A 2006-nucleotide genomic window follows, 5' to 3' on the forward strand; every position below is an offset into this window, starting at 1 on the left:
TCATCACTGCCAGAATTATCGGAATGAACCGACCAGATGCGCCATTTTTGGGATGTATGGGATTTGTCAGAGTTAGATTGTTCGTATTTGATAGTAAATGACTTGTCGAGTTTTTTGATAAAACGCTTGGAGTCACTGGCAACCATGATTTTCTCACCTAGCATCAGGGCTGCTGAGATTTGGGCAACTAGGGCGCTATTATTACTGCCTTCGTACCAATATATAGTGCGACCGCCATTTCGGAATTCGTTTTTGACGATGTAAGGAACTTCACCTTTGGGTCGCATCGCCAGAAAGAAGTCCACTGTCAGGTCATCCATGTGTGCATCAGCGATGACAACCAGTGGGGCGTTGTATACTATATATTCCAGTACTTCCAGAATTGCGGCTCTATGTTGTTTGCAAGTATTACTGTGTAGTAGGTGCGTGAGGTATTGGCAAGCTTCATCAATAAAAATGCAGCCGTACTTTAGGGATTGGGTATTAAGCTTGTGCAAGCTGTCAATAGTAATACTAAGAGCTTGCGCCTGCGCTAAACCTGTGTAACCCAAGTCGGAGTACATCGCCGTCCGCAAGCGAAGGGCAAGATTTTTCAGCAAATTTACGCGATGTCCATTGTTGAGGAACCGTGCGTTAGGATTTTGGTCACGCCACCAGCGCATGAGTTCAGTTTTGCCTGTACCCATGTCGCTCCACAGTACGACTAGTCCTGATTTTGGGAAATTGAAGGTAGGGGATTTCTTCGACTTGGATGAATCAACTCCGCCAGAATCGGTAGACTCCTTCTTTCTTTGATGTCCTTTTATAGATGGCGTGAAAAGTTGTTCCTTTTCAACAAGAAAGGCAGAGGGCAGGAGGCAGGAGGCAGAAGGAATACTGTTTTCGCTCTCTGCCCGTGACCAAAGTGAACAGGGGTCTGAGTCCCCCACCATAATCTCCGATTTGGTGGCCAAGAATTGAGCGGGGTTAGAGCCAGGGTCAAATTCTTCCCTTCTGCCTTCTGCCCTCTGCCTCCTGCCTTCTTTACGATCATAAAGCTCAGGCACTCTCAAGCATTTTTCTTCAAGTTCAGGAATGCACAAAGCTTCAGAAAGATACTTGACATTAACAGTAACATCTGGTCTGTATTTGCTAAGTCCCCATTTTTTAGCCCGATACGAGCGCTGGTAATCTTTGAGTGATTTGGCATCGTCTACGATCGCAGTTAGTAAGGTATCAGCATTTTCACCGCGACCAACCACAAAATCATCAACGCCTTTTTCTGGGCCTGGTAGTAATGCAACTTCACCTGTGCAGAAGAGGGATTCGATAGTTCTAATGGTGCGAACAGTGGCTTGAAAAACTGACCACCTGGTTTTAGAAGAAGTTTCGTAGTCAAAAAGAATTATGAACTTGCGCCCCGCCTGAGCCATTGGTACTAAGTCAGGATGCAGCCGTTCATCAAGATCCTGTTTGCCCACGCGCCCGTTCCAAATTCCGGGGAGTGCGATCGCTACAAACCCCAAAGAGAGCAAGCAAGCGGCTTTCTTCTCACCCTCGCATAAGATAATCGGAATCTCTGGATGTTGTTTTACCCACTCCCAGAAGGTAAGTTGTATATCTTTCTGGTGAGAGTCGATGAAATTCAGTTTGTGCTGCTTTACCCATAACCAAAACATTAGGGGATTGAGTATGTCTTTTCTGCACAGTGCTAAAAGGGAACTAGACTGCGCGTATGAGAGCGAATTCCGGAAGTTGGCAGCATAGAGAGCGTTTTTTCTTCGACTTTTAATATGCAGCTTCTGACCACGTTTTGCAAAAAGCACTTCTGTAACTGAGGGGATGTTGTAGCGCCGTGCAATAAGATTTAATATGCAGTTGGGAATATCGAAGTAGGTGACGCGGTTAGCTGTCTTGGGGGGTGATTCGTATTTGACGGGTTTCCCTTTTTGCCAATCAATGCGGGGGAAGTTGGGCTTAATGCGCCCCCATTCCATTGGGAGCCAATTATTCAACGGGTCAAGTGA

At 46.1% G+C, this 2006-nt stretch carries 1 protein-coding gene; it reads right to left on the minus strand.

Annotated features, from left to right (window positions below; all coding sequences use genetic code 11):
- The coding region (locus tag CDG79_RS44650; RefSeq protein ID WP_223278668.1) for a DUF3854 domain-containing protein at positions 1–1976 on the minus strand (1976 nt) is incomplete at its 3' end.
- Positions 1977–2006: the final 30 nt, after the last annotated feature.

Source organism: Nostoc sp. 'Peltigera membranacea cyanobiont' 232 (genome assembly GCF_002245985.1).
In the GTDB taxonomy this organism is placed as follows: Bacteria; Cyanobacteriota; Cyanobacteriia; order Cyanobacteriales; family Nostocaceae; genus Nostoc.